Here is a 20,490-nt window from a genome sequence, read left to right on the forward strand (position 1 = left end):
ATTCAAGCATGACTTTTTTTAACTCGGAAAAATTGCAAGACGCTCAGAAAGCCAACCTAGACCTCCTGCAGCAAATCAGCGGCAAAATCTTCGCCAGCGTTGAACAGCTCACCCAATTGCAGATCAAGACTCTGCAGGCCTCCACCGAGGAGCAGTTCGACGGTTTGCGCAAACTGCTGGCAGTCCGTGATCCACAAGGGTTCGCTGAGCTCCAGGCTTCTTTCACCCAGCCAAATGTGCAAGCCGAACGCCTGGCTGAGTTCAATCGTCAAGTACACGCGCTGATTGTTGGCACCCAGTCGGAAATCGCCCAACTGACCACGCGTCAGGTCGAGGCGGGCACCAAGCAGGTGCAAGAGTTCGTTGAAGTGATCAGCAAGAATGCACCGGCTGGCTCCGAGCCTGTTGTGGCAGCGTTCAAGTCGTCGCTGGCCAATGCTGGCACCGTTTTTGAAAGCGCACAGAAAGCCGTAAAACAGGCTACTGACGTTGCCCAGAGCGGTTTCGAGGCAGCGACTGCAGCAACTGCAGCGACTGCCGCAGCCGGGAAAACCGCGCCAGAGACTGGCAAGGCAACAAGCGGTAACAAGTAAGTCAAGTTAGAACGGTTACACCGATGGCGATGGGTTTATTCCCCATCGCCATTTTTTTTCGACCCGCCACCCGCGCCTGGCTTGCCTGACGGTGTGCCGCCGAACAGGCCAAAGAGGTTCTGAGTGTTCAGGTAGAGGGCTTTTGACTGGTCGACGTACTGGCGCATCAAATCCTGCATGACCGGTGCTTGCTGATGCATGAACTCACCCCAGGCTTCAGAGGACTGAGCGCCGGTCTGGGTCTGGATGTCGATGACCGTCTGGATGCTTTTGTCCAGGTAGCTGCCGAGGACGCCCTGGTAAGGACCGTAGAACTGGATAATCCCCATGAGCATCTCAATGGAGAAGATCGGCTCACCACCACTTTCGGCTTCCAGAATGACCTGCAGCAAAATACTTCGGGTCAGATCCTCGCCAGTCTTGGCGTCGACCACCTCGAAGGGGATTTTATCGATGACCAATTGACGAATATCCGCAAGGGTCAAATGACTGCTGGTGTGCGTGTCATACAGGCGGCGATTCGGGTACTTCTTGATCAGACGGGTGGTGTTCCGACTGTTATCTGTCATGTGGGGCTACTCACAGCGAGCCTGATTTGCAGGCATCTTATCCTACTCTGACCACTGCCACTCCAATGCGTCGCCTCACGCGGCACGCGCTGGGTGGTCAGCGTACGAACTTTCTTCATCTTTTGAGTGCTGAGCTTGCGAGGCTGGCCACTTCGAGGCAGGGGCGTTCAATTCCTCAAGACCCGCCTGCGGATAGCGTTTTCGTCATTTGAACACCACAGGTTCTGGGGGCTGGGCTGATTGCTGATGTCTCTGGGCGTTAATCCAACACTCTGTGCACCGGCTCCTAAGTTGGCTAAGCAACGCTGAGCAAACAGGGTGCGCTTCTGTGATCGCCACATAGATTAGCGTGGGGGGGGAGGGACCAGCTAAAAACGCAGCAAGCGTAACGCTTTACGCAACTCTCGGAAATTGCCTACAAGCCCGGCGAGAGTCACCCCGATATCCTGCTTGCCGTGCAAAACAAACCCTTCCACACAAAAACGCCGCTTTCCTGATCTGGATAAGCGGCGTTTTTTTACGCACGTGTCAGAGGCTGCTCCCACGCATCAGCGATGTCATTCGCGGTTGCTAAATCTCGTGCGGTATCATGATTTAATACCATGAACAATAAACAACTCAGCGCCCTCAAAGCCATATTTTCAAGACCCACCTCCGGCCACCATGGAGTGGTCCCGCATCGAATCCTTGTTCAGCGCTGCAGGGGCCATAACCATCGAAGGTAATGGATCGCGAGTACGTTTTGAACTGAACGCAGTGGTCGCCACCTTCCACCGGCCGCACCCCGACAAAGAAGCCAAGCCCTATCAGGTGCGTGACGCCCGGGCTTTTCTTGAACAAGCAGGAGTTACCCCGTGAACGTAATGAACTACAACGGCTACTCAGCCCGGATCGAATACAGCGATGAAGACGGTCTGTTTGTCGGCCACATTGCGGGCATCAAGGATGTTGTCGGGTTTCACGGCGAGTCAGTCAAAGAACTTCGCACCGCATTTGAAGCGGCCGTCACCGATTATCTGGAGACTTGCGCCAAACTCGGCCGCACCCCACAGAAACCCTATTCAGGCCATCTCAGTCTGCGCCTGGCCCCAGCCCTTCACGCGACGGTTGCTGTGAAAGCTCAGTTAGCCCACAAAAGTATCAATCAGTGGGTTGCTGATGTTCTTGATCGCGAGGCGCATGCTTAAGCAGTGAATAAGCCGATCCGGCTGTAGACTGCTCAAACTCTTCGAACGGAATCGATATCATGCTCCATCCTCACGCCAGTTTTCGCGGCGCAGCCAAGCTCATCGCGGCTGTGTCGATTGTTGCCATGTCATCAATGGCCCTCGCATCCGCCCCTGCAACTTTTCCCGACGCTGAAGCCAGTGACCCTGCCAAACTCGGCTGGATGGTCGGTTCGCCACCCCCCGCTGATCGCACTGTGCGTTTTGAAGACGGCAGCTATTTCCAGTTCCCGGCAATGCGCTGGAGTGTTTCGAACTTTCGGCAACTGATGCCGACGATCAACGTTTCTCGCGGCCTGGGGGCTCCGGTTCCTCTGGAGATAGCACTACGCAAAGATATCGACGGGATCAGTTTCGTCCCGCTTGGCGCCAGGGCACCCATGACCTGGGAGCAATCCCTCGCGGGAAAGTTGTCTACGAGCGCTATTTCGGCGTTTGATGTGCTGGCTGAATTTCTGAACAGCAAGGAACACCCATGATCACCACCACAACCCACTCCATTGAAGGCCGACAAATTACCGCCTACCTGGACATCGTCAGCGCCGAGTCGGTGCAAGGGATCAACATTGTTCGAGACGTATTTGCCGGGATGCGCGATTTTTTCGGCGGACGCTCCCAGACACTGGAGCGAGCGTTGAAAGAAGCACGCATTCAGGCCACCGATGAAATCAAGGAGAGGGCGCAGGCGCTTCAGGCGGACGCGGTGGTCGGGCTTGATTATGAGATCAGTATGCCGGCCGGCAAAGGCGGGATGGTCGTGGTGTTCGTGACCGGGACTGCGGTCAAGTTGGGGTGAAAGGTGAGAAGCCATTCGTCGCTCACGGGGAAATAAGAACGGCAGGTCCATTAGTGACCGTCTAGTCTCAAAAACCTTGGCGGTCGATATTGTTCGGCAAAAGGGCTTGCCGGTGTCGATCCCGCTTTTTGACAAGGGGTGAAGAGATGGCTGATCCGTATATCGAGGACGATGGCGCAGAGTTTCCGATCAACAATTCCGTGCGGTGTGGCCAGACCCAGTATGTGGCCAGTTTCGGCGAGGACCAGACAGAGGTCGACAAGATCAAGACCAGGGCGTGCCGGGTACTGAAGGGCAAATTCTTACCCAAGGTGACAGCACCGGTCAGGAAGTAACCGAATGTTAGGCAGACCCCCTCATTGAACGGGGTTTTTAATGTCTGAAAGGGTTTTATGACAAGTATTTTAAAGTGGTGATCTTTCACAAACTTTTCACAGCAGTCTCCGTAATCTCGACTCATCCGTTAGAAAGCAACACCTGGCCCGTTTCCCCAGCGGGCTTTTTTTTGTCCGTCATAAAACCTTTTCCAGAAATGCTGTCCAACCGTCGCCAATCGCGAAGTTGGACCGGCGTGCTGGACTTTATCCGCGCAAAAGCATTCAATCTCGCCCCCTTTTTGTTTACCCCTATTGTTTGAGGTTTTTGTCATGCGTTTAACACTGCCTGCTCTGGTTCTGGGGCTTCTGGTTGCTCAAGGTGCAATGGCTGGTGACGGCACTGCCGCGCTGGGCGGTGGCTTGGGCGGCGCGTTGGGTAACGTGGTCGGCCAGAAGATGGGCGGCAGCACTGGTGCAGCGATTGGTGCGGGCGTCGCTGGCGCGGCGGGCAGCGCAGTTGCCGCCAAAAAAGGTCATCGCACCAGCGCTGCTATCGGTGGCGGTGTCGGCGCGGCCGGTGGTTCGGTGATCGGTAACAGCCTTGGCGGCAAGTCCGGTGCCACCATCGGTGCAGGCCTGGGCGGTGCATTGGGCGGCGGCGTAGGCAGCAACCTGGCCAATGGTCACAAGCGCCACTGATCCTGATTCAGATTTGAAAAGAGCCCGGCCTGATGCCGGGCTTTTTCATTTATGAACGTTTCACGCCGCAGCAGCTCAAATCTTCCATACCCTGGAAGAATGCGAGGCGTGCCATGAACCCGAAAACCAACGGCAAAAAAAACGGAAGCCTGAGTGCTCGACTATTGATGGTGCCTGCGATTGTTTTTGGATTGCTGGTCTCTCAGGTGGCGCTGGCGGGAGGTAATGGAGATGCCGCGGTAGGCGGTGGTCTTGGTGGGGTGCTGGGCAACGTTGTCGGTGGCCAGGTGGGCGGCAGTACGGGCGCAGCGATTGGTGCAGGTGTCGGCGGAGCGGCTGGCAGTGCCATTGCCGCGCCCAAGCACAGTCGCACCGAGGCGGCGGTAGGCGGTGGTTTGGGAGCGGCGGGTGGATCGGTGGTCGGCAACAGTCTTGGCGGTTCGACCGGATCGGCCATCGGTGCAGGCCTGGGCGGTGCAGCTGGCGGTGCGGTTGGCAATAATCTGGGGAGTGACAGCGGTCACTCCCATTCCGGTAACGGTTATAAACACGCGAACAAGCACCACAAAAAGCATCACTAGTTGAGCGAGGCATCCCATGACTGCGAAAAGCGAAGGCAAGGAAGAAAAGGACCCGAGCGGACTGCCATCCATCAACGATCCCGGCAATGAAGATCCGGGATCGCTGATGGATGATGCGACGGTGCCGCTTAACGATGCTGATGATTTGGGCGATGTGGGGAATATTGAGTTGGAAGATGAGGAAGAGGACGAAGATTGATCGAGTCGTGTTGCCGGATTGACCGGTTGTCTAGCTGATCGAATGCGTCCATCGCCCAGTCCTCGATATGTCGTGGCCTGAGTCTGCGTGATGCAAGTATCGGTTTGGAGGTTTTGGAGAGGGCGCATTGGGTCCACACTCATCAACCTTTACCCCACCCACCCCATTTGTCGCCGAGCCCCTGGCCTTGTTCGCCAGTGGACAGTTCCCCTTCGACCCCAGCGGATCAACCCACCCAGTCGGGTTCCGGGTGTACCGATACGGGTTCAACCCTGCGGCCAACTTGAGCGGATTCGGCGTCATATAACGACCGATGTCCGGATGGTAGTAGCGATGCCGGTTGTAGTGCAGGCCACTCTCAGCATCGAAGTATTGCCCCTGAAACCGTAGCGGCTGTTCGAGTCGCTCGCCGTCGCCGTGACTCAGTTCGCGCAGTTTGCCGTGGGCGGTGTATTTGGCCGACCAGACGATGACGCCGCCGTAGCTGGTCAGTTCCTGCGGGGTGCCGAGGTGGTCGAGTTGGTAGTAGAGCGGGCAGGCGTCTACCCGGCCTTTGCCGTCGAGCAGCGCCAGCGGGCGGAAGCTGCCGGGCTCATAGACGTAGCTGCGGTAGTGTCGGGGGCCGCTTTCGGCGATGAGTTGGTCGCCTTGCCAGAAGAATTGCGTGGTCTGGCCGTCGACGGTTTTGCCGATGCGCCGGCCGAACGCGTCGTAGCAGTAGCTGACACGTTTACCGTCCGGGGTGCTGACGCCGATCAGGCGGTGCTGGCTGTCGTAGGTGTATTCGGTGACCTGGGTCGGCATACCGCGGCGTTCGCGGATCAGGTTGCCGAAGGCGTCGTAGTCGTAGTGGCTGTCGAAACGGCGACGCAAACAGTTGCCCTCAAGCACACACGGGCCGGGGCGGTCGTGGATCAGCAGATTGCCGGCCGGGTCATGGGTGAAATTCTCCGCGAACTGGTCGCGGGCGTGGCGTACGCCGGTCAGGCGGTCGAGCGCATCGTATTGGTAGCGGCGTGAACCGTGGCGGCTGTCGGTAATCTGCAGGAGGTTGCCCTTGATGCTGTAGGCATACTTGCGGCGAAATAGCGGTCGGTGCTTTTGGCCGACGGCATGGGCCTGCAAACGGCCTTGCTCGTCGTAGGCGTAATCGCTGAGGAGCAGGCCCTGTTGGCGTTGTTGTTCGCGCCCGCCGACAAAGCGATGGCTGGTCAGGCGCGTGCCGTTGAGGTCAATGGCCGTGAGGTCGCCCCCCTTGGCGTGGTGGTAGACGAGGACACAGGCGTCCGGCAGGCGCAGGCGCTTGAGCCGACCGCAGGCATCATAGCCGTAACTCAGGGTGCCCCAGCCCTGACGCTCGGAGATCAGCCGGTCCTGGCGGTCGTATTCGAACGCCAGCGGATGGTCCTGGCCGTCATCGACGCGGACCAGTCGCCCGAGGTTGTCATAGCGGTACTCGACCTTGACCCCATCGGGCAGGGTTTTGACCAGTAACCGCCCAGCGCTGTCACGTTGATAACCGGTAACCAGCAGCGAACTGTCGTCGCCAAACTCGGTTTTCTTCAGCAATTGGCCATTGAGGTCGTAGCTGTAGGCGATACGACGGCCATCAAAGCCGGTTTCCTGTCGGATCAATCCGCCTGGGGTGTAATCCAGCCGGTAAGTGTCRCCAACCTCGTTTTCGATCTCGGTGAGCAACAATTGCGCATGGTCGTAGCGGTATTTCAGCGCGCTGCCGTCGGGGTTGATTCGACGGCTGACCAGGCGCAGGTCGTCGGCGTATTCGTAACGGGTTACCCGTCCCAGTTCGTCGGTGTCGGCGGTGACCTGGCCATAGGCGTTGTAGCGATAGGCACGGCGGGCACCGGAGGGCCGCGTGGTCCGGGTCAGTCGACCCACGGCGTCCCATTCATAACCGGTGACGGCACCGTGTTCGTCCTGCCGGGTAATCCGCCGCCCCAACGCATTGTAGGAAAAAGTGCGCTGAGCACCGTCCGGCAGGGTCTCTTCCAGCAATTGTCCCAAGGCGTTCCAGACATACCGGTGACCGCTCTGGTCGGGGAAACGGATCGTCAGCAAGCGCCCCTGCGAGTCGTAGAAATAGCGGGTGATCTGCCCGTCGGGATCGGTGACGGCAGTGATGTCGCCCTGGGCATTGCGCTGGTAGCTCCATGTCGCCTGACCGCAGATGCGGGTATGCAGGAAACCGTTGCGATACTCGTAGGACGTGAGCGCCTCATCCGGCGCAAGCAGCGCGATCAGCCGGCCGACCTCGTCATAATGGTATTCGGTGACAGCGCCGAGGGCGTCCTGTTCGGCGATCAGACGGCCCTGATCGTCGTAGGCCTTGTGCTGCTCACCGCCATCCAGCCCGACGTGGTGTAGCAACCGTGCACGGTCGTCATGAACGTAAACCTCTTCGCTACCGTCGGCGTTGTTCACCGTCACGCCGCCTTGATCGTCCCAGGCGTAACGCGCCTCTATCTGCGCAAACGAGGCCCAGTGATGAATGCAGCGGGCCGTCTTGCCGGAGCGTTCCCACGCCCAGAAGAAACTCGCGCCGCCAGCCAGTTGCCGTTGAAGGATGATGTGCTGATCGTCGTAGTCATAGCGCTCGCTTTCACCCGCGGCATTGGTCGCCTCGATCAGACGCTGGCGGGCGTCGTAGCGGTAGCTGACCAGTGTCTGTTCGGTGCGCCAGGTGGACGCCTTGGGGCCGCTGCGCTGAAACACCTGATAGTCGACGGCCACCAGGTGCTTGACATCGTAACGCAGCAACAAGGCGCGATCGGCGCCGTTGTCCAGGCGTTGGATCCGGTCAAAGCGGTCCCGCTGCACCGTCACGTGGTTGCCGTAGGCGTCGCTGATCGCGCTGAGCCGGCCGCCATGAAAGTGGTAGAACCGCGCGCAGTCGCCGGCCAGGGCGAGGATCAGTTCGTCCGGCTCCTCGCCGAGGTAAATCGCCGCCCGCGACAGGCTGTTGTGGATCACCGGGCGCGTCGCCGTTGGCCGTGGAAATGGCGTACGGTGGTTTTCGGGGTCGATCCACAGCACCCGCTCGTCGTGGAGTTCCAGGTGCTGGGACAGCGAATGGCTCCAGCCAAAACCGAGGCCGGTGTCGAGTTCGACGGCACTGGTGCGATAGATGCGGTTGAAGTCGAACGGCAAGATCCCGTCGAGGGTGCTGTCCGTGAAGGTCAGCAATACTTCGCCGGTGACCATCGACACCGGGCAGTTGTGGGTGGCGATGCACTCGATTGTGTCGATACTGGTGGCGAACCTGTGCACCTGTGTCAGTGGACCGCTGGCGGGACATGCCAATACCTTTTGGGGATCGAACATCTGCAGACTTTCGCTTGGCGGAATGTAGGACGTGAGACTCTGCGGAGGATCTTCAAGGAAAGAAGTCGGGAAAGTTGGCGTTTGATGTAGGGCGAATCGCTAATTCACGAGAGCCATTCGGCGTGGATCAGGATTTCATCGTTGCTCTAAGCCAGCGACGCTCGCTATGCTGCTGAATCCTTTAATCCATTCGGGGGCGGGCTTCACCTGCGCCGCCCGGGATGCCCTGGAAAACGGATCAGATGCGATGAATGCACCACTGAAAACATTCGGCCCGATCAAGGCCGTGATTTTCGATATGGACGGCTTGTTGCTGGATACAGAGGGCATCTACACCGAAGTCACGTCCATCATTGCCGCGCGTTACGGGCGGACGTTCGACTGGAGCATCAAACAGAACATTATCGGCCGCGGTGCAGGTGATCTGGCGTGCTATGTGGTTGAAGCGCTGGACCTGCCGATTACCGCCGAAGAGTTCCTGATAATCCGCGAACCGCTGATGCGCGAGCGTTTTCCTACAGCGCAGGCAATGCCTGGCGCACAGGAGCTGGTACGGCATCTGAAGGCCAACAACATACCCATTGCCGTGGGCACCAGTTCTTCGAGCCAGTCGTTCGGCCAGAAAACCACCCTGCACCGCGACTGGTTCGCCTTGTTCGACTTCATCGTCACCGCCGATGACCCCGAGGTGGGTGCCGCCAAACCGGCACCGGATATTTTCCTGACGGCGGCGCGGCGTCTGGGCGTTGCACCCGAAGATTGCCTGGTGTTCGAGGATTCGCCCTTTGGTGTTACTGCGGCGAAAGCAGCGGGGATGACGGCGATTGCAATTCCGGATGCGGCAATGGCCGACGCCAGGTATGCACACGCCGATGGCATTCTTCGTACGTTGAAGGCGTTCGAGCCGGGCGCTTGTGGTTTACCGGCGCTTGAGTGGACCTGACGACTGAAAATCTGGGAGCGAGCAGGCTCGCTCCCCCAGGACTGACAAATGTCAGGCGCCAAAGCCACCGTCGATGGTCAGGCTGGCCCCTGTGATGTAGCCGGCTTCAGGGCTGACAAGATAGGCGACGAAACTGGCGATCTCTTCGGCCTTGCCGTAACGGCCCACGGCCATCAGCGGGATCAGGCTTTGCGCAAAGTCACCGTGGGCCGGGTTCATGTCGGTGTCGACCGGACCCGGTTGCACGTTATTGATGGTGATGCCTTGCGGGCCGAGATCACGGGCCAGGCCTTTGGTCAGGCCGACCAGTGCCGACTTGCTCATGGCGTATGGGCCGCCACCGGCGAAGGGCATGCGGTCGGCGTTGGTGCTGCCGATGTTGATGATGCGTCCGCCTTCGGTCATGTATTTGGCGGCGGCCTGTGTAGCGATGAACACGCTGCGCACGTTGATGGCCAGGGTCTGGTCGAAGTCTTCGAGTTTGAACTCGGCCAGCGGTGCGACGGCCAGTACGCCGGCATTGTTGACCAGGATATCCAGGCGACCGAAAGCGTCTACCGTGGCGGACACGGCGCCGCGAATGGCGTCGGCGTCGGCGCTGTCGGCCTTGATGGCCAGGGCCTTGCCGCCTTTGGCGGTGATGCTGTCTTGCAGTTCTTCAGCTTTTGCCGTGGAGCTGACATAGGTGAAGGCAACGGTTGCGCCTTCAGCAGCCAGGCGCTTGACGATGGCTGCGCCAATGCCGCGGGAACCACCTTGAATCAATGCCACTTTGCCGCTGAGGTTCTGAGTAGTCATGTCGATCTCCAAGTCCCGAGGCGAGATGTCCCGGTTGATGGAGGCTAGTATCGATTCAGGATTCCATGCTGTGTAGACCATAATCGCGATAGTCTGTGTAAACCAAAAGTTTATAGTGGCGCCTATGGAAACCTTCAACAGTATCGAATGCTTTGTGCGCAGCGCTGAGGTCGGCAGCTTCGCCGAGGCCGCGCGGCGTCTGAGCCTGACACCGGCGGCGGTAGGCAAGAGCGTCGCCAAGCTCGAAGCGCGGCTGGGCGTCAGATTGTTTCAGCGCAGCACTCGCAGCCTGACGCTGACGGAGGCCGGCCAGTTGTTTCTCGGCGAAGTCAGCGGCAGCCTGCACACCATCCAGAATGCCGTGGCCAATCTCGCCAGTGCCGGAGGGCAGCCGGCCGGCACCTTGAAAGTCAGCATGGGGACGGTATTTGGCTGCCTGTACATTGTGCCGATGCTCGGTGAGTTTCTGCGGCGATTCCCGGCGATCAACCCGGACTGGCACTTCGACAACCGCCAGGTCGATCTGATCGGGCAAGGTTTCGACGCGGCAATCGGCGGTGGCTTCGAATTACCCCAGGGCGTGGTGGCACGCCGGCTGAGTCCCGCGCATCGGGTGTTGGTGGCTACGATGGACTACCTGGAGACACATGCGGCGATCAGCGAGCCGGATGACCTCAAGCACCATGACGGGATTCTTATCCGCTCGCCGCAGACCGGACGGGTACGCTCCTGGCAGTTGACCCATCGCAATCAGCAACACAGCCCGTTGACGCTCAAGGCGCGGATGACCATGAGCGATTCCGAGGCCGCCTGCGCCACGGCTGCGCAGGGTTTGGGCATTGCGCTGGTGAGCATGCCGTTTGCCTCGGGTTATCTGGAGTCGGGCAGGTTGCAGCGGGTGTTGCCGGACTGGTACATCGATGATGGTTACACCTCCATCTATTACGCCGAACACAAGCTGCTGCCCGGCAAAACCCGGGCGTTTGTCGATTTCATCATTGAGCAGTTTGCCGAACGGGGGTTGGAGCGGAGGTTCAGTGCGGTTTGAGTCAGGCTCAGGACCGAGGCGCGGCCATCGCGGGCAAGCCACGCTCCCACAGGTTTTGCGTCGTATACATCACTGAGGTGCGACGCCAAACCTGTGGGAGCGAGCTTGCTCGCGAAGGGGGCACCGCGGTCTACCGGGCAAACCGCGCCGGCCAGCCAATGATGTTCTTCGGCCGCGGTGCCGCATAAGTCCGCACTTTCGACGTCGACAGCCCCAGTCGCACCAAGGACTCGGCAATGGTCACCGCCGCCGTCACGCCATCCACCACCGGTACCCCGGTACGCCGGCGAATCTGCTCGTCCAGCCCGGCCATGCCGCCGCAGCCCAGGCAAATCACTTCGGCCTTGTCCTGGGTCACCGCCAGTTCGGCCTGATGCACGATGGCCTCCAGTGCGCGTTGCGGTTCGTGTTCCAGTTCCAGCACTGCCAAACCACTGGCCCGTACCGAGGCGCAACGGTCCCAGAGGCCGGAGAGCTTGAGGCGATCTTCGATCAGCGGCACGGTGCGATCGAGGGTGGTGACCACGGAATAGGCGTGTCCGAGAAACATCGCCGTGCTGGCGGCGGCATCAGTGATGTCCACCACCGGCACATTGAGCAGTTCCTGCAAGCCTTCACGGCCGTGCTCGCCATAGCCGGCCTGGATCACGGCGTCGAATGGCTGGTCGTAGGACATCACCCGATCCATGACCGCGATGGCCGCCAGGTAGCTTTCGAAATTGCCTTCGATGGAGTCGGCGCCGAAGTGCGGGGTGAGGCCGACGATTTCCGTGCCGGGCGACGCGACGGCTTGCGCCGAACGGGCGATGGCCTGGGTGATGGATTCGGTGGTGTTGACGTTGACCACGAGAATGCGCATTGAAAGTCCTTATTGCAGTTGGTTCTGCGGCCCGACCACGCCGGGCCGCGACAGGATCAGTGGCTGACGTTGTCGACGGCGATGGCTTCGCCGCTGACATCGGCGTAGTGCGGTTGGCGCTTGGCGATGATCAGGTAGAGCATCCCGGCGATGCCGGCACCGATCAGCCAGGAGAACGGCGATACGCTGTGGAACCCTGGCACCAGGGCCAGGACGATGGCGATCAGGGCAGCGGGAATGAACGCCGCCACGGCGCGCAAATTGACCCCGCGGCTGTAGTAATACGCGCCGTTCGGGTCTTCGCTGTACAACTGCGGCACGTTGACCTGGCCTTTGCGTACCAGCCAGTAGTCGACCATGATCACCCCGTACAGCGGGCCGAGCAGGGCACCGAGGCCGGACAGGAAATACACGATCACCAGCGGACTGTTGTAGAGGTTCCACGGCAGGATCAGCACGGCGATGGTCGCGCTGATCAGCCCGGCGCGGCGGAAGGTCAGGTACTTGGGCGCCAGGTTGCTGAGTACGAACGCCGGGGCGACGAAGTTGGCCATGATGTTCACCGCCACGGTGACGATCAGGAATGCCAGGCAGCCGAGCACCAGGAAGAAGGTGTTGGGGATCGAGGCGATGATTTCGGTCGGGCTTTCGATGATCCGGCCATTGATCTGAAATTGCGCGCCGCACAGCAGGACCGTGATGCTGGCGAATACCAGGATATTCACCGGCAAGCCCCAGAAATTTCCGACCTTGATGGTCTTGCGGCACGGCGAAGAGCGGGCGAAGTCGCAGAAGTTGAGGATCAAGGTGCCGTAGATCGCCAGCCACAGTGCGCCACCGGCAAAGATGTTGCGCCACATCTCACCGCCAGTCAGCGGCTCGCGGATCGACCAGGCAATCGTCGCATCGGCCTGGGTGTACATCCACGCGGCGAGTGCGGCGACGGTCAGCAGAATCACCGGGCCGGCAAACGCCTCGTAGCGCCGCACCATCTCCATGCCATAAGCAAGGATCGCCAGTTGCACGAACCAGATCGCGACGAAACACACCCAGCCCAGGGTCGACAGGCCGAGGATCGAGTCGTGGTCGTAGTCGGCGAACCCTGGATGGACCGCCGTCAACAGCACGCGAAACACCACGGACGCAAGGTACGTCTGAATACCGAACCAGGCGATGGCGATCACGGCGCGGATCAATGCAGGAATCTGCGCACCATGAATGCCGAAACTGATCCGGCTGATGACCGGAAACGGCACCCCGGTTTTCTGGCCCATGTAGCCAGACAGGTTCATGAAGAAGTAAACCAGCGCCGCGCCGATACCCAGGGACAGCAGGATCTGCCAGCCACCCAGACCCAAAGCGTACAGACCGATGGCAAACGAGTAGTTGGCAATGTTGTGAACGTCGTTGGTCCATAGGGCAAAGATGCTGTAGCGGCCCCAGCGCCGGCCTTCGGCCTTGGTCGGTGCCAGGTCCTTGTTGTGCAGTCGGGGGCTGAGCACCACGGGGGCGTGATGCGCCTGGTTGTCGGCGGTGTGGGTGGAATGGGAAGAGGGTAGATCCAGCGCGATGTTGTTATTGGAGAGACTAGTACGCATTCCGGCAGGCTCCTGATGCTCGACGCCGCGATGACTGTGCATGAGCGTTGGCTCGACAAATCTTCGTCGCGGGTGGCGAATATCATTGGTTACGGGGCATCTGCAGCCTGTACGGGATAGGGCGCTTCAGGCTTGCGGATATAAAGTGTGCGTATGTTTTGATTTGATTGTATACAAAACATGTATGCACTTAAGCCAGATTTGTGCCAGTTGCGATTCTATAAAAACCAGTGCTCATTTCGTTTTGTTATCGAAAACGAATAACTGACTGAAAAATAGAAAATTTAAATTGACCGATTGAACAGGTATTTATTTTTGGAGAGGGAGGATGTGGGCGAGGTGATGAGAAAGGAGATGTAACTTTTTGGGGCGCTGAAACTAAAAGTGCACACACAAATGGCACTTATGGTGACATTCGTGTGTACACGTTGTGTGTTGTGGCACATTGACTCTGTAGGAGCGAGCTTGCTCGCGAAAAACTCGAGAGCGTCGCGGGGGAATCAGGTTTACAGCGTTTTCGTTGACGACCATCGCGAGCAAGCTCGCTCCTACCCCTTGCTGATGATATTCCCCGCATGCAACCCGCATTCCTTCTGCGTCGCTTCTTCCCACCACCAGCGGCCTTCACGCTCATGCTGGTTCGGCAGTACCGGGCGGGTGCAGGGTTCGCAGCCGATGCTGATGAAACCGCGTTCGTGCAGGCTGTTGTACGGCAGTTCCAGCATGCGGATGTAGCCCCAGATCTCTTCACTGGTCATTTGCGCCAGCGGGTTGAACTTGTACAAGGTGCGTTCCGGGGTGGAGAACGCGGTGTCGATTTCCATCACTGCGACGGCGCTGCGGGTGCCGGGGCTCTGGTCCCGGCGCTGGCCGGTGGCCCAGGCTTTCACGCCGGACAGCTTGCGGCGCAGCGGTTCGATCTTGCGGATACCGCAGCATTCGCCATGGCCGTCCTTGTAGAAACTGAACAGGCCTTTTTCCTTCACGAAGGGTTCGAGTTTGGTGTGGTCCGGCGACACCAGCTCGATGTCGATCTTGTAGTGCTCGCGCACCTGATCGATGAAGCGGTAGGTCTCGGGGTGCAGGCGGCCGGTGTCGAGACTGAACACTTTGACGTTCTTGTTCAGCTTCCAGGCCATGTCCACCAGCACCACGTCCTCGGCACCGCTGAAAGATATCCACAGGTCATCGCCGAACTCGGCAAAAGCGAGCTTCAGGATGTCCTGGGCGGATTTGTTGGCATAGGTCGTGGCGAGTTCCACGACGTCGAACGTTGGGCTCATCAGGGCGGCTTCCTACAGGTCGGTGGCGCTGGGCGCTCTATATGGGGTCGATGGTAACAAAAAGCTGCACGGGCCGGGGCATCCTCTGCGTTGCGCAGGCAGGCCCGAGTCGCTAGAGTTCGGCAGGCTTTATGCTCGCTCGACTCAATAATCAATACAAATGGGAGTGTCTTGTGGAAATTGCCTGTCTGGATCTTGAAGGTGTGCTGGTCCCGGAAATCTGGATCGCCTTCGCCGAAAAAACCGGGATCGAGTCCCTCAGGGCCACCACCCGGGACATTCCCGACTACGACGTGCTGATGAAGCAGCGCCTGCGGATTCTCGACGAGCACGGCCTGAAACTTTCCGACATTCAGGAAGTGATCGCCACGCTCAAGCCACTGGATGGCGCCATCGAGTTCGTCGACTGGCTGCGCGAGCGCTTCCAGGTAGTGATCCTGTCGGACACCTTCTATGAGTTCTCCCAGCCACTGATGCGCCAACTGGGCTTCCCGACCTTGCTCTGCCATCGTCTGATTACCGACGACAGCGGGCGCGTCACTGGCTACCAGTTGCGTCAGAAAGATCCCAAGCGTCAGTCGGTCCTGGCCTTCAAGAGCCTCTACTACCGGGTGGTCGCAGCGGGGGATTCCTACAACGACACCACGATGCTGGGCGAGGCCGATGCCGGGATTCTGTTCCATGCGCCGGAAAACGTGATTGCGCAGTTCCCGCAGTTCCCGGCGGTGCACACGTTTGAAGAGCTGAAGCAGGAGTTCATCAAGGCTTCGAACCGGACGTTGAGCCTGTAAGTACATTTCCTGTAGGAGCGAGCTTGCTCGCGATGAATCTGAAAACGCTGCGGGATGTCAGGCATGCCGCGTTATCGTTGACGACCATCGCGAGCAAGCTCGCTCCTACAGGGACGGGTGTGGTGTCAGAGGTTTTGCAGGGTATCGAGCAATACCTTCACCTTGGTGATCGACTCCTGATATTCAGCCTGCCACTCCGAGTCCGCGACAATCCCGCCGCCGCCCCAGCAACACACCTGCCCGTCCTTGACCAGCAAGCTGCGGATGGCGATGGAGCTGTCCATTTCGCCACGCACGTCCAGGTAGACCAATGAACCGCAATACAGTCCGCGTCGGGTCGGTTCCAGCTCATCGATGATCTGCATGGCGCGAATCTTTGGCGCGCCGGTAATCGAGCCCCCCGGGAAGCTGCCAGCAATCAGGTTCAGGGCATCGCGGTCATCCGCCAGTTCACCGGTGACACTGCTGACCAGGTGATGCACGTTCGGATAGCTTTCCAGGCTGAACAGTTCCGGTACCCGAACCGAACCGGTGCGGCAGGTCCGGCCGAGGTCATTGCGCAGCAGGTCGACGATCATCAGGTTTTCCGCGCGATCCTTGGGGCTGGCCAGCAGTTCGGTGGCGTTCGCGGCGTCTTGCTCAGGCGTCAGGCCCCGAGGTCGAGTGCCCTTGATCGGGCGGGTTTCCACATGGCGCTGGCTGACTTTGACGAAGCGTTCCGGCGACAGGCTGAGTACGGCATCGCCGTCAGGCAAGCTCTGGAAACCGGAAAAAGGCGTCGGGCACGCTGCGCGCAGTGCGCAGTAAGCGGTCCAGGGATCACCTTGGCAGGGCGCACGAAAACGCTGGGCGAAGTTGACCTGATAACAGTCGCCGGCCTGAATGTATTGCTGGATGCGCTCGATTGCCTGTTGATACTGGTCAGCGCTCAAGTCGGCAGTCATCGGGGTGAGCAGTTTGAAGGGCGCGACCACTTCCGGTGCAGGCTGGCTGAACAGATCGATCAGGCGCTGGCGTTCGCCGGTGGGCAGTGTCGGGTGGAACACCAATTGACTGGTCAGCGAAAGGTGATCGCTGACCAATGCCCAGCCGTACAGGCCGAAACGCGCGTCAGGCAGTTGCAGGTCGTCCTGTGCCTGGCTCGGCAGGCGCTCCAGATGCCGGCCGAAGTCGTAACTCAGGTAGCCGATCAATCCACCGGCAAACGGCAACTCATAAGGTACCGGCAGAGTCGCTTCGCCCAGGCGTGTCAGGTTATCGCGCAGGCGTTGCAGGAAGGCATCGCCACTTTCGTCGGGCGATACCGTCAGTTGTTCCAGTGGCCAGGCGCTGAGCAGGTCATAGCGACCGCGGTCAGCACTGGGGCGGCCGCTGTCGAGCAGCACGGCGCCGGGGGCATGGCGAATCGCCGCGAAGTATTGGGCGGGGTTGGCGCGATAGGGCAGCGGGTGTACGGAGCAGGTCAACATGGGCGGGGGAAGTCAGCCATCGAGGCGGGGTGGCGATTGTAGTCCTCTGCAGGATTTGGTCCTAGAGGGAAGGCACATCGGAAGCGACTGAAATTACATTCTGTGGCGAGGGAGCTTGCTCCTTCGCCACAAAAGATCAACCCTCGACCGCAGGAATGTGCCCAAACATCTCCTGTACAAACGCCACACGCTCTTTGACCGATTCGGTCACGCCACGAGCCTTGAGGTCTTCCATTCGTGCTTCCACCGCATGAGTACGCAACGTCAGCCCGCAGTCATTGGCAATCTGAATATTCAGCCCAGGCCGGGCGTTGAGTTCAAGAATCAACGGGCCTTTTTCCTGGTCCAGGACCATGTCGACTCCGATGTAGCCCAACCCGCACAATTCATAACAGCCGGCGGCGAGTTTCATGAAACCGTCCCAGTAGGGCAGTTGCACGCCATCCACTGCATTGGTGGTGTCCGGGTGTTTGTTGATGATGTTGTTCAGCCAGGTGCCGCGCAGGGTCAGGCCGGTGGCCAGATCCACACCGACGCCGATGGCGCCCTGGTGCAGGTTGGCCTTGCCGTTGGACTGGCGGGTCGGCAAGCGCAACATGGCCATCACCGGGTAACCCATCAAAACAATGATGCGAATGTCCGGCACGCCTTCGTAACTGATGCTCTTGAAGATCTGGTCCGGAATCACGCGGTATTCGATCAGGGCCCGGTCGCGGTGACCGCCCAGGGAGTACAGGCCGGTCAGGATGCTGGAAATCTGATGCTCGATTTCTTCATGGCTGATGATCCGGCCGGACACCGAGCGATAGCGGCCTTCAAAGCGGTCGGCGATGACCAGGATGCCGTCGCCGCCAGCGCCCTGGGCCGGTTTGATCACGAAGTCGCTGCGTGCGCCGATGATCTCTTCGAGATTGTCGATTTCCTTCTCGGTGGAGATTACGCCATACAGCTCGGGCACATGGATGCCAGCGGCGATGGCGCGCTCCTTGGTGATGATCTTGTCATCGACGATCGGGTACAGGCTGCGCTTGTTGTACTTGAGCACGTAGTCTGCGTTGCGCCGATTGATCCCCATGATGCCCTGGGCTTCCAGGGCCTTCCAGGTCTTCCAGAAGCCGAACATCAGGCGTCAGCCTTTTTCAGGAAGGCCTTGAAGCGCACCAGTTCGGTCAGGCGATAACCGCGATAACGCCCCATGGCCAGCATGAAGCCCACCAGGATCAGCAGGATCGCCGGGAAGGTGAACACGAAGTACACCAGTTCCGGCACGGTCATGATCAGGTGCGCCAGGGACGCGGCGAACAGCGTGCCGATGGCCACTTTCATGGCGTGGCCGCCGCCGCGTTCTTCCCAGGTGATCGACAGGCGTTCGATGGTCATGGTCAGGATCACCATCGGGAACAGCGCCACCGACAAGCCACGCTCCAGGCCGAGTTTATGGCTGAACAGGCTGATCGCCGCAATCAACACCACCACGAACGTCAGCACCACCGACAGCCTCGGCAGCATTTGCAGTTTCAGGTGTTCGAGGTAGGAACGCAGCGACAGGCCCAGCGCCGTGATGATGGTAAACAGCGCGATACCGAAGCCGAGCTGGGTTTCGCGGAAGGCCAGGGCGATCAGCACCGGGGTGAAGGTGCCCAGGGTCTGGATGCCGATCAGGTTGCGCAGGATCAGGATCACCAGCACGCCGATCGGGATCATCACCATGATCATGAAGGTCTGCTGGGTTTGCAGCGGCAGGCCGTACAGCGAATATTCGAGGAAGTTGGCGTCGGTGTTTTCGTCGGTCAGCTTGGCCAGGCGAATGGCATTCATTTCGCTGTTGTTCAGGCTGAAGGTCACGTTGGCTTTCTTGCCACCATCGACGGTGATCAGGTTTTCGTCGCCGGTCCACCACAGCAGGCGGTCGGTCGGCAGGCCCTGTTCACCGGTTTCCGGATTGAAGTACAGCCAGTCGGTGCCGTTGAAACTGCGCAGCCACAGTTCCGGGATTTGCGGCTGATCGGCCACCAGGCGGATGGTGTGGACCTTCTCGATCGGCACGTGGGCGACGGACAGCAGCAACTCGACGATTTTCGCCTTGTGCGCGGTGGACGGATCACCGGCCAGCAACAGCTTCACGTTGTCGTCGTTGAGGTTGTTGACCCGCTTGATGGCTTCGCCGACGAAGGTTTCGACGTCGGCCGAGTGCTGGCGAATCGGAGCAAGCAGGGCTTCGGCGGCGATTTTTTCCGGGCCTTCGATGGTCATGCTGTCGCGAAAGGTCGGGCCTTTGATCTTGGCTTTCTCACCGGAATAACGCTTGGTCAGCACCAGGCGGTAATACAGCGTCTGATTGCCTTTGGCCCGGCGCGCCGACCAGGTGACCTTGCGGTTGCCGTCGACCCGGTTCACGGCCACGCCGTAGTTATTGGAGATGAAGCTCTCGTTGAGGCTGACGAAGTCGCGGCTCAGCGGTGGCACGAACATCTGGATCTTGACCGGGTCCTTGGCACTGGCGACGAACTCGACCTTGGCGTCGATGTTCCACAGGTCGTCGGTGGCGTCTTCGGTCACCGGGATGCCCAGCACGAAGATCTGATAGGCCGTAACTGAAATGCCCAGCGCCACCAGGATGGCGATCAGCAGTTTCAGATGAAGGGTAAGAGAGCGCATTGAAATTACTCGGCGGTATGAGCGTCGGTGGTGCAGGCAGGTTTGCCGGCAGCATATTTAAGGCTGGGGTCAACCAGTGCATCGAAGCGTTTGAGGGCTTCGGAGCCAATCAGTAGCGGATATTGGAAAGCGCTGCGGTCGGTCAGGTTCACTTCGATGCTACGCAGGGCCGAGCCCATGCAGATGTCCAGTTCGATCACCGGGCGGGCGGTGTACTTCTTGCCCTCTTCGGGGTCGTAGTCGCCGGCCCGGCGCTTGATCTTGCTGACACGGGCCAGCGGGCGTTCGATCGGGTGCGAATGGGCGGCGTCGATGGCCAGGTAAAAGCGCACCCATGACTCGCCGTTGCGTTTGAAACGTTTGATATCCCGCGCGCTCAGGGAAGCGGTTTTTGCCCCGGTGTCGAGTTTGGCCGCCACTTCCAGGTCAATGCCATTGAGCGATGCGTACTCATTAAGGCCATACACGGTCTTTTCCCCGGCCATTGCGAAACCAGGCAGACAAAGGAAATAAAGGAAGGCAGGGAAGGGCTTGAGTCTCATAAATCCTGATGCGCAGCGGTCCGACTTGATTCAAGGCCCTGGCATCGCTGCGCAAGCTCCCTCGTATGCCTGTCAGGTTTTTATGACAGGCAGTGCAGATGTGACAAACAAATGCGGGCGGCATTCTAGCACGGTAGTTTGATGGCGCCAGCGCTGGCCGGTGGCTATAAACAGAGGGA

At 59.5% G+C, this 20,490-nt stretch carries 21 protein-coding genes and 2 pseudogenes; 12 read left to right on the plus strand and 11 right to left on the minus strand.

The window, feature by feature from the left end; genetic code table 11:
- Window positions 1-8 precede the first annotated feature (8 nt).
- Entirely contained in the window at window positions 9-593 is a 585-nt protein-coding gene (gene phaP / locus AC1DXW_RS12325; protein ID WP_477752577.1) for a TIGR01841 family phasin, read from the plus strand.
- 35 nt (window positions 594-628) lie between these two features.
- Here the strand turns inward: phaP and phaR are convergent, their stop codons facing one another.
- Together phaR and AC1DXW_RS12335 are read right to left on the minus strand one after the other, a co-directional pair.
- Window positions 629-1,162 (minus strand): polyhydroxyalkanoate synthesis repressor PhaR, encoded by a 534-nt coding sequence (gene phaR / locus AC1DXW_RS12330; protein WP_477752578.1) that lies wholly within the window; start codon window positions 1,160-1,162, stop codon window positions 629-631.
- A 59-nt stretch (window positions 1,163-1,221) separates the two neighbouring features.
- Window positions 1,222-1,455: pseudogene (locus AC1DXW_RS12335) on the minus strand (IS630 family transposase); the annotation flags it as partial.
- A gap of 370 nt (window positions 1,456-1,825) precedes the next feature.
- Between AC1DXW_RS12335 and AC1DXW_RS12340 the strand changes: the two are divergent.
- The 8 genes and pseudogenes from AC1DXW_RS12340 (at window position 1,826) to AC1DXW_RS12375 (ending at window position 4,980) form a co-directional block, all read left to right on the plus strand.
- Window positions 1,826-2,020: a type II toxin-antitoxin system HicA family toxin gene (locus AC1DXW_RS12340; RefSeq protein ID WP_477752579.1), complete on the plus strand. Its 195-nt coding sequence runs from the start codon at window positions 1,826-1,828 to the stop codon at window positions 2,018-2,020.
- Window positions 2,017-2,349: a type II toxin-antitoxin system HicB family antitoxin gene (locus AC1DXW_RS12345; RefSeq protein ID WP_477752580.1), complete on the plus strand. Its 333-nt coding sequence runs from the start codon at window positions 2,017-2,019 to the stop codon at window positions 2,347-2,349. The genes AC1DXW_RS12340 and AC1DXW_RS12345 overlap by 4 nt, the downstream gene beginning before the upstream one ends.
- 59 nt (window positions 2,350-2,408) lie before the next feature.
- Window positions 2,409-2,824: pseudogene (locus tag AC1DXW_RS12350) on the plus strand (6-aminohexanoate hydrolase); the annotation flags it as partial.
- Window positions 2,825-2,863: 39 nt separating this feature from the next.
- Window positions 2,864-3,184, plus strand: a complete 321-nt coding sequence (locus tag AC1DXW_RS12355) for a YbjQ family protein (RefSeq protein ID WP_477752581.1) — start codon at window positions 2,864-2,866, stop codon at window positions 3,182-3,184.
- 146 nt (window positions 3,185-3,330) lie between these two features.
- A complete protein-coding gene (locus AC1DXW_RS12360; RefSeq protein WP_032829518.1) occupies window positions 3,331-3,519 on the plus strand; it encodes a hypothetical protein in 189 nt (62 codons plus the stop codon).
- 312 nt (window positions 3,520-3,831) lie between these two features.
- Complete coding sequence (locus tag AC1DXW_RS12365; RefSeq protein ID WP_007988063.1) at window positions 3,832-4,200, plus strand: hypothetical protein; 369 nt, start codon at window positions 3,832-3,834, stop codon at window positions 4,198-4,200.
- A gap of 113 nt (window positions 4,201-4,313) precedes the next feature.
- The gene (locus AC1DXW_RS12370) at window positions 4,314-4,781 is read left to right on the plus strand and encodes a glycine zipper domain-containing protein (RefSeq protein ID WP_477752621.1); all 468 of its coding nucleotides are present in this window, start codon (window positions 4,314-4,316) and stop codon (window positions 4,779-4,781) included.
- 16 nt (window positions 4,782-4,797) lie between these two features.
- Entirely contained in the window at window positions 4,798-4,980 is a 183-nt protein-coding gene (locus AC1DXW_RS12375) for a hypothetical protein (RefSeq protein WP_477752582.1), read from the plus strand.
- Between the two features lie 30 nt (window positions 4,981-5,010).
- Here the strand turns inward: AC1DXW_RS12375 and AC1DXW_RS12380 are convergent, their stop codons facing one another.
- The gene (locus tag AC1DXW_RS12380; protein WP_477752583.1) at window positions 5,011-8,322 is read right to left on the minus strand and encodes an RHS repeat-associated core domain-containing protein; all 3,312 of its coding nucleotides are present in this window, start codon (window positions 8,320-8,322) and stop codon (window positions 5,011-5,013) included.
- 247 nt (window positions 8,323-8,569) lie between these two features.
- Here AC1DXW_RS12380 and AC1DXW_RS12385 point away from each other — a divergent pair, with 247 nt between their 5' ends.
- Window positions 8,570-9,265, plus strand: coding sequence for an HAD-IA family hydrolase (locus AC1DXW_RS12385; protein ID WP_477752584.1), 696 nt, complete (start codon window positions 8,570-8,572; stop codon window positions 9,263-9,265).
- 51 nt (window positions 9,266-9,316) lie between these two features.
- Here AC1DXW_RS12385 and AC1DXW_RS12390 read toward each other — a convergent pair whose 3' ends face one another.
- Window positions 9,317-10,063, minus strand: a complete 747-nt coding sequence (locus AC1DXW_RS12390; RefSeq protein WP_477752585.1) for a 3-oxoacyl-ACP reductase family protein — start codon at window positions 10,061-10,063, stop codon at window positions 9,317-9,319.
- A gap of 124 nt (window positions 10,064-10,187) precedes the next feature.
- On the opposite strand from AC1DXW_RS12390, the gene AC1DXW_RS12395 reads away from it, so the two are divergent.
- Entirely contained in the window at window positions 10,188-11,111 is a 924-nt protein-coding gene (locus AC1DXW_RS12395; protein WP_477752586.1) for a LysR family transcriptional regulator, read from the plus strand.
- Between the two features lie 130 nt (window positions 11,112-11,241).
- Here AC1DXW_RS12395 and AC1DXW_RS12400 read toward each other — a convergent pair whose 3' ends face one another.
- The 3 genes from AC1DXW_RS12400 to AC1DXW_RS12410 form a co-directional block, all read right to left on the minus strand.
- Entirely contained in the window at window positions 11,242-11,970 is a 729-nt protein-coding gene (locus AC1DXW_RS12400; protein WP_477760047.1) for an aspartate/glutamate racemase family protein, read from the minus strand.
- Window positions 11,971-12,026: 56 nt separating this feature from the next.
- Window positions 12,027-13,568 (minus strand): NCS1 family nucleobase:cation symporter-1, encoded by a 1,542-nt coding sequence (locus tag AC1DXW_RS12405; protein WP_477752588.1) that lies wholly within the window; start codon window positions 13,566-13,568, stop codon window positions 12,027-12,029.
- Between the two features lie 548 nt (window positions 13,569-14,116).
- Complete coding sequence (locus AC1DXW_RS12410) at window positions 14,117-14,851, minus strand: phosphoadenylyl-sulfate reductase (protein ID WP_477752589.1); 735 nt, start codon at window positions 14,849-14,851, stop codon at window positions 14,117-14,119.
- Window positions 14,852-15,024: 173 nt separating this feature from the next.
- Here AC1DXW_RS12410 and thrH point away from each other — a divergent pair, with 173 nt between their 5' ends.
- On the plus strand, window positions 15,025-15,642 hold the full coding sequence (gene thrH / locus AC1DXW_RS12415) for a bifunctional phosphoserine phosphatase/homoserine phosphotransferase ThrH (protein WP_477752590.1): 618 nt from the start codon (window positions 15,025-15,027) through the stop codon (window positions 15,640-15,642).
- Between the two features lie 125 nt (window positions 15,643-15,767).
- Here the strand turns inward: thrH and pabB are convergent, their stop codons facing one another.
- From pabB to rloA, 4 genes are all read right to left on the minus strand, one after another.
- Entirely contained in the window at window positions 15,768-17,111 is a 1,344-nt protein-coding gene (gene pabB / locus AC1DXW_RS12420) for an aminodeoxychorismate synthase component I (RefSeq protein ID WP_477752591.1), read from the minus strand.
- 136 nt (window positions 17,112-17,247) lie between these two features.
- Complete coding sequence (locus AC1DXW_RS12425) at window positions 17,248-18,234, minus strand: alpha-L-glutamate ligase-like protein (protein ID WP_477752592.1); 987 nt, start codon at window positions 18,232-18,234, stop codon at window positions 17,248-17,250.
- Complete coding sequence (rloB, locus tag AC1DXW_RS12430; protein ID WP_477752593.1) at window positions 18,234-19,769, minus strand: osmotic stress tolerance membrane protein RloB; 1,536 nt, start codon at window positions 19,767-19,769, stop codon at window positions 18,234-18,236. Before rloB ends, AC1DXW_RS12425 begins: the two co-directional genes overlap by 1 nt.
- 5 nt (window positions 19,770-19,774) lie before the next feature.
- Window positions 19,775-20,311 (minus strand): retropepsin-like aspartic peptidase RloA, encoded by a 537-nt coding sequence (rloA, locus tag AC1DXW_RS12435; protein ID WP_217837642.1) that lies wholly within the window; start codon window positions 20,309-20,311, stop codon window positions 19,775-19,777.
- Window positions 20,312-20,490 lie beyond the last annotated feature (179 nt).

This window comes from Pseudomonas sp. P4_C4, assembly GCF_056402055.1.